Below are 6605 nucleotides of genomic sequence, written 5' to 3'. Positions count from 1 at the left end.
ACTGAAAGTCGCTGCACTGAAAGTGCAGGGTTTTAACCATTTTTTGGACAATAAACCCAGAAAGACCCTATTTTAAAGATTTGCGGCATTGTTGAACCCACCTTTCTGAGAAAATTCCATTATCAAATGAGCCGTAGATTCAATCACCTTCTTATAGTGATTGATTTCCTCATCTGAAAAACCGAATATATCTTCCCATGTATAGGAGGGTAAACAGCATGTCGCCCGATGGAAGCCGTCCTTTGCGTCGGGTTTTTCGATGTACACCTTAACGCGGCCATCCTTGCCCATTTCGGAATGGACAATTTCCGCGTTGTCGTCAAGTGTCATAAAGGGGTACATCATATTGCTTAATGGCAATATAACATTTTCAGGCCTTGTTTGGCTAGTATTCATCTTTCCTCCCTCCGCCTACATGCATAAAAAGGCGGGGCTTTGCTTGTTTTACACCGTGCGCGAAAAAACAACTTTCTACACATTTGTGCACTAAATATAAATTACTAGACGGCGGTTGTCAAGAGGGTTTGATAATCAATGACTGCATAAGCGATCAGATTTCAGAAAAAAGCAAACACTACCAAGAACTTCATCTTCGGCAAGTTTCACGAATCCAACCCACATAAAAAAACTATATTATCCATGCTTGTCCGCGAGGTTTTCCTTGCAAAAGCACTCGGCAGTTGTTGGTAGCTTCTGCCGAGTTTTTTATTTCTGAATATCCGGGTCTATCGGGGACCATTCCTCTAGACCATAGATAAACGCCAACTTCTTAGAATTTGATTCGAAAGCAAATATTCTTGTTTCGTCAGGCGAAACGCGATAGAAATACTTGCGAGGATATTTTTCATAGAACTCCCGAAGAGTCATCTTATACCCCTGCTCGTAATTTTTATCCGTCAAAACAAGAAGTTCATTGTCGCTATAGGAATAAAATTCCGCCCATGAATCCGTTTCAAGGTTTAGGTCGTTTTCTTTGATGCGGATCGGCTTGTAAATTCTCAATACAACACCCTTTTTCAAAGAACACTCCATCATTCGCTTACAACGAGGACAGAACCAGTAGTCGCATTCTGCTTCCCTATCCGTATAAAAATCCCAGTAAAGTAATTGCGGATTCTCCTGAATAGCCTCTAAGATTTCCTTCTTGGAAAAGATGTAATAAACATCAGTTTCGTAGTCGGTAGAATTGGAAAGAGAATTTCCGCATTTGCATTTTAATCGAGCCATCTTGAGCCTCCTAATTCATCTTTACACAAGTTTTATCTTTAAACCAAACTTCTATCGGACCTTTAATCCAACCTTTTCGCCTAGCCTCGTCAATTCCTTTCTGAATAAACGATATTCTATCTTGTGATTGGTTGTGGTTTGCGTCATACAGCGCAATCGTACCGCCACCTTCACCGGCCAACTGTTCAAACCCATTTCGAATATTTTCGGCAATTCGGCTAGAGTTCGGACTAATGACTTGTTTCACTTCGATATTCTTCACAAAATTTACATCATCACTCGTTTTGATGGTCAAATCAAAACGCTTTACACCGTCAATTTCACGTCGGAATACAGATTCATACCCCAAATCCATATATCGCTCCGCTACAAATATTGAGCCTTTATCCTTAACCTTCCTTCCACCGGAATCTCTGTAAGATAGTTGATGTTGCGTATAGCCGCCGCGACCTCTACCCATGGTTGCCACCCCATCTTGTTCCGGCAAAAGTCGGGACTGTCTCAATAGGCATCGGGAACTTGTCTTTCCATTTTTCAGGAAAAAGACCGACTACATACAACTTTGTCGGATATTTCTGTCTACAAAGTTCATGCAAACCATTCAAAAGAGACTGCTTACACACACCATTTTGCAAGCATCCTTGCGTCGTGATAGAAAGGACGCTGTTTTCGGGAATTCCTGCAAATGCGAAGTCCAAACTTTTTTCATCGCTAAACCCGACATTCGGAATAATAGTCTTACCCATTCTTTGCAAGCGTGCCCCAATGGCCTTATTCCTGAACGAATTCCATTGTTGTAGCACAGTAGGCATTCCCAGATAAAGGCTAAAGTCCGGCGAGAAACCTCCCTCGCAGTCCATTAACATCGGAACATACGTTACGAAGTTATTCCATATACGCTCAAATTGATAATCGTCGATGTAGAAATGGAACCACAGTTCCTTCCTATTCTTCGTTGAGCCAAGGCAATTGAATGGAATCGGATTTCTAACGTCAGCCTTCGCGACCCGTTTCATAACAGGCATCCCATATTTGGGATCCAAAGGCAAACCTTCTAGTATTTTTTGCTTCAGGACATCATGGTCCCGCCATTTGTCGAACTTCATATAAGTTCCTTTGCACAACTGTGCTGTTACAATCTTGCAAAGGAACTGCTTGTCCACGCGGTTTTCTTGCAAGGTTTGGTTTGTACTTTTGCCCTTCCGCACGTTGGTAGCGAACGGAAGAACGTTCTTTTTGAAATTTCAATTCTTCTATATCGGCGTTTAGCCCATCTCTTTTGAGACTTAAAATCTTCTGCTCGTAATCCGTATAGGTTCCATTGAACCGGTCAAGCCATTTCCAATAGTTATCCAAAGCATATTTTGCAGCTTCGCGACTCAAACCAAAAGCTTTTTGAATTGTTTCTGTCGTTACAATCGGGAGCAAGTGAATGAGCGGCATCGGAGCCTTGGCGTACTTCGCAAAAAACTTCGCTTCGGCTTCTTTCACATCATCTGATTTGTCTGGCGTTGTATTATGATCCATTACAAAATGGCCAATTTCGTGAAGTATTGATGAATCTTGGCGTTCACTCATCCTTTCGTCATTGAGGAATACATAAGCATACGCATAATTCTTTTCGCACAAAAAACCATCTCGGCTAGTTCGCATCGCAGCCATATATGCATCACATCCAAGCGTGCTATAGGGAACAACATTCAGATTCATCCGGCGAGCAAACTCATTAACATCAAGAGGATAAGACATATCACATTCGCACAGATAGTGTGCAACTTCTCCTTTGATTTCTTCATATGTCTCATCATCCAAATACATTCTAGATTTTTCCGTCTTTCAAAAGGACTCTAACCAGTTTCAATCTTTCTTCAGCACTCAACTGTTCAACTCCACGAGCAACAATTCTATACATATCCTCAAAATCAGGAACTTTATCCGGCCCCATCAATTCATCCACCGACACATCCAGAGTCTCAGCAAGCTTGAGAACTACAGAAGAGCGGGGAACGCGATCCCCCTTTATATAGTGAGACACCGCAGCCTCCGTCACACCAGCCTGAGCAGCAAGTTCTTTCTGAGTCATGCCAGAATTTGAAAGAAGGCGCTGTAATCTCGCATTAAAAGGCTCTGCCATAATGTATCTCCCGTTTTTCATCAATATATAACAAAATTATCACTTTGTCAAGTATTTTTATATTTTTTCAAAAAAAAACACAATATATTGTATCTAAAGCCTTAAAAATTAACCAAGTTAACTTTTGGGTTAATTTTACAACGCAAAGGGTCGCCCCTCCCCTACACCGCCTCCATGGCTTTCAACAAATCCTCATAACTGGCGACCTTGTGGTACTTTACGTCTTCGGTCGAGATTTCGTTGAAAAGGCGTTCGGCGCAGTGAATCTTGGCATCTTCGATGGCCTTGAGCTGCATGGAATCCATGCTGCCCTTGGTTTCGGCGACAAAGAAGATGTGCTTCACGGAATCCTTCTTGAAGGCGATTGCCCAGTCGGGCGAGTAGTTGCCCACCGGAGTCGGAATCTGGAATGCCTTCGGGAGTTTTGCATACACGGCCACTTCGTCGGCAGACTCAAGCTGCTTTGCGAAACGTGCTTCTACGCTATCTTCGGGCTTTTTAGCATAGCCGTCAGTAAAAATGTAGTCGGTGATATGCTTTTCCGTCAGGAACGCCTTGTCTAGCGTAGCATGTTTTTCGGCGGTAAAGATATCGCTATCGTATGTTCCGTCAATCACAGAATAACCGATGTGTTCCACAATCATGGTCGCTTTCTGTTCCTTAATGAGCTTCACCACGTTCTTGATGTACTCTTCAGGATTGTTGCGGAACATGAACAACTTGCCTTCCGTCTTTTTCAAAATTTCAACAACCGTCTTGCGGGTAAGTTTCGCGCCTTCGGCTATTTCACCCACCAAGTCATATTTTACCGTCGACGAAGATACTGTAGAAGCCTTCTTGCGGACAGTCTTTGTCGCACCGAACGCATCAACTCCGGTCTGGTCGGCTTCGGTAATCACGTATGTCAGCTCGTTCACCATCAAATTGTCATTGATGCTCTTGGCTGCCTTTTCCACAAGTTCTGCGCTGTCATAATCGACGGTATAGACATACTTGTGGTTCAGGCGTTTCCACAAATCCTGAAATTCCTGCTTGTAGTAGTTTGCATTCAAAACGCTTGCCGGAACCTCGGTTGCGTTTCCATCTTCGACCATCGTTTCGAGCGCAAGTTCCGTATCGAATGTCGCCTGCACAAGTCTATGGATACTTGTTTCCATTCCGGCCAGTTTACCACCCATCGCAGCAAGCGTTCCGGCATCCTTGTGCATCTTGTATCTTTCGGTGACGCGGCCCTTTTCATCGACATAATCGTTGCTGTAAAGATATGCAAATACAAGGCTTGCTTCGGCATCGGTCAGCGTATGCTTTTCACCACCGACCATTTCAATCGATTTGCCGAAGAAGTAATCCTTGTTGGCTAGCGTCGGCCTATCGCGAAGCGCTTCCCTGATTTCGGACTGCAAACCACTTACAAATGCGGCATAATCTTCGTTAGCAATGACGGTAAGCTTGTTCAGATTATGGATGTTATCACCCAGAACTTCCAAATCCTGGCGGTCGCCATCCTGATTCACGCAAAGGCGTAGCCCACGCCCCACCTCTTGCCGGCGGCGGACATTGGAACTGGCGTGGCGAAGCGTGCAAATCTGGAACACGTTCGGATTGTCCCAACCTTCCTGCAGTGCGGAATGGCTAAAGATGAATCGCACGGGACTCTTGAAACTGAGCAGGAGTTCCTTATTCTTTAGAATAAGGTCATACGCGGAAACATCATCACTCATTCCGTCCAGTTTCTTTTCGGCCTTGCTATCGCAGGCGTGGCCTTTCTTGTCGATAGAGAAATATCCCTTATGCGTATCTTCGGCAGTAATCCCTTTTAGATACTTTTGATAATCGTCATCGAAAAAGGTCAGCTTTTCTGAAACGATATTGTTGTATTCTTCTTCGAACGTTTTCCAGAGGAAACCCTTGACCTCGTCATCGCCTTCATAGCTCTTGTAATTTGCGACTTCATCAATGAAAAACAGCGAAAGGCACTTGATTCCTTTCTTGAAGAGTTCTTCTTCTTTTTTGAAGTGGGCTTCGATGGTTTCGCGGATTTGCAGACGCTGCATCGTCTTTGCGTCCGTATCGTTTACGACTTGGCCCTTGTAAATTACTTTACCGTTAGTAAATACAACCTGGTTTGCGAGCGGATCAATTTCCGCAATGGTGAAGCCGTCATACGCATTGGTCCCGCTAGCAACAGAAAGCTTATCGCCATATTCAAACTTGCGATATTCCCGGCTGATTCCCGTACCCTTCTTGACTTCAAGTTGAATTTTTGCAACAGGAGCCTTTTTCGGATCTAGGATAATATCGTCTAGATACAGGTATGCAGCCGTTCCCGCCAAGTTTTTTGCAGTAAGCGTCTTGACCTGAATTTTCTTCACGAGTTTTTGGCGGTAGGCGTCAAGAGCATCCAAGGCATAGATGAGATTGTGCTGGATCTTATGCGTTGCGGAGTAGTTCAAGATGAACAGCGGCTTGAACGCCTGCATGGTCTTCTGGGTGACAGTTCCTTCAAGTTTCTGAGGTTCATCCAGAATGACAATCGGATGGTTTGCCGCCAGCACATCAATGGGCCTACGGCTCCCGAATTCATCGCGCCTGTCAAAAATTTTCCTGTTCGCTTCGGGAATTTTCTTGCCTTCGGCAATTTTCTTCTTGTAATCTTCTTCGTTGAACGAAGATGCAAACGCTTGGGCGTTGATAATCATTACATTAATGCCGGCATCACTCGAATAGGAATCAATCTGCTGCAAATGGTCACTATTGTAGATGAAATAGCGGGCCTTTTTGCCGTAATATTCCATAAAGTGGTCTTCAAGCGTCTGGAAACTCTTATAGACACCTTCGCGGATGGCCTTACTCGGGACAATGACCACGAACTTGCTCCAGCCATAACGCTTGTTGAGTTCGAACATGGTCTTGAGATACACGTAAGTCTTGCCTGTACCCGTTTCCATTTCGATATCGAGGCGGCAAGCTTCCACGCCGGACTTTACCACGCTTGCAGAGCGCTTGATGTCGCAGATATCCTGCGACTTGTGGATGTTTGCGAGCAGTTCGCTTTCGGAAAGTTCGATATCGTGGTTACGGAAGCCTGCTTCATCCTGATCGAATACGTTTACTTGACCTTTGCGCTTGCCCAAGTCACGGCGATAAACGGTATTGTCGTAGCAAGGCTGCCCCGCAAAAACGTTTACGGCATTTTCGACAGCATCGGTCTGGTATTGCTGAATCTTGAACTTGAATTTCATGC

Annotated in this window: 7 protein-coding genes; all 7 read right to left on the bottom strand. The window is 44.4% G+C overall.

The genetic code is table 11. The features are described from left to right. Positions 1-72: 72 nt before the first annotated feature. Entirely contained in the window at positions 73-345 is a 273-nt protein-coding gene (locus Q0P86_RS09180) for a hypothetical protein (RefSeq protein WP_295038951.1), read from the bottom strand. A gap of 360 nt (positions 346-705) precedes the next feature. After that, positions 706-1227 carry a hypothetical protein gene (locus Q0P86_RS09175; RefSeq protein WP_295038949.1) on the bottom strand — a complete coding sequence of 174 codons (522 nt, stop codon included), beginning with the start codon at positions 1225-1227 and terminating at the stop codon, positions 706-708. Positions 1228-1237: 10 nt separating this feature from the next. Continuing rightward, a complete protein-coding gene (locus tag Q0P86_RS09170) occupies positions 1238-1687 on the bottom strand; it encodes a hypothetical protein (RefSeq protein ID WP_295038947.1) in 450 nt (149 codons plus the stop codon). Continuing rightward, a complete protein-coding gene (locus Q0P86_RS09165; protein ID WP_295038945.1) occupies positions 1680-2333 on the bottom strand; it encodes a DUF4417 domain-containing protein in 654 nt (217 codons plus the stop codon). The genes Q0P86_RS09170 and Q0P86_RS09165 overlap by 8 nt, the downstream gene beginning before the upstream one ends. Continuing rightward, a complete protein-coding gene (locus Q0P86_RS09160) occupies positions 2305-3039 on the bottom strand; it encodes an ImmA/IrrE family metallo-endopeptidase (protein WP_291025572.1) in 735 nt (244 codons plus the stop codon). The genes Q0P86_RS09165 and Q0P86_RS09160 overlap by 29 nt, the downstream gene beginning before the upstream one ends. Before the next feature lie 7 nt (positions 3040-3046). Continuing rightward, positions 3047-3361: a helix-turn-helix transcriptional regulator gene (locus tag Q0P86_RS09155; RefSeq protein ID WP_291025571.1), complete on the bottom strand. Its 315-nt coding sequence runs from the start codon at positions 3359-3361 to the stop codon at positions 3047-3049. Positions 3362-3522: 161 nt separating this feature from the next. Next, the gene (locus tag Q0P86_RS09150; RefSeq protein ID WP_295038942.1) at positions 3523-6603 is read right to left on the bottom strand and encodes a DEAD/DEAH box helicase family protein; all 3081 of its coding nucleotides are present in this window, start codon (positions 6601-6603) and stop codon (positions 3523-3525) included. Between the last annotated feature and the right edge of the window lie 2 nt (positions 6604-6605).

This window comes from uncultured Fibrobacter sp. (genome assembly GCF_946062555.1).
Lineage (GTDB): Bacteria > Fibrobacterota > Fibrobacteria > Fibrobacterales > Fibrobacteraceae > Fibrobacter.
The sequence above is the reverse complement of the archived record's forward strand: the minus strand, read 5'-3'. Positions and strand labels throughout refer to the sequence as shown.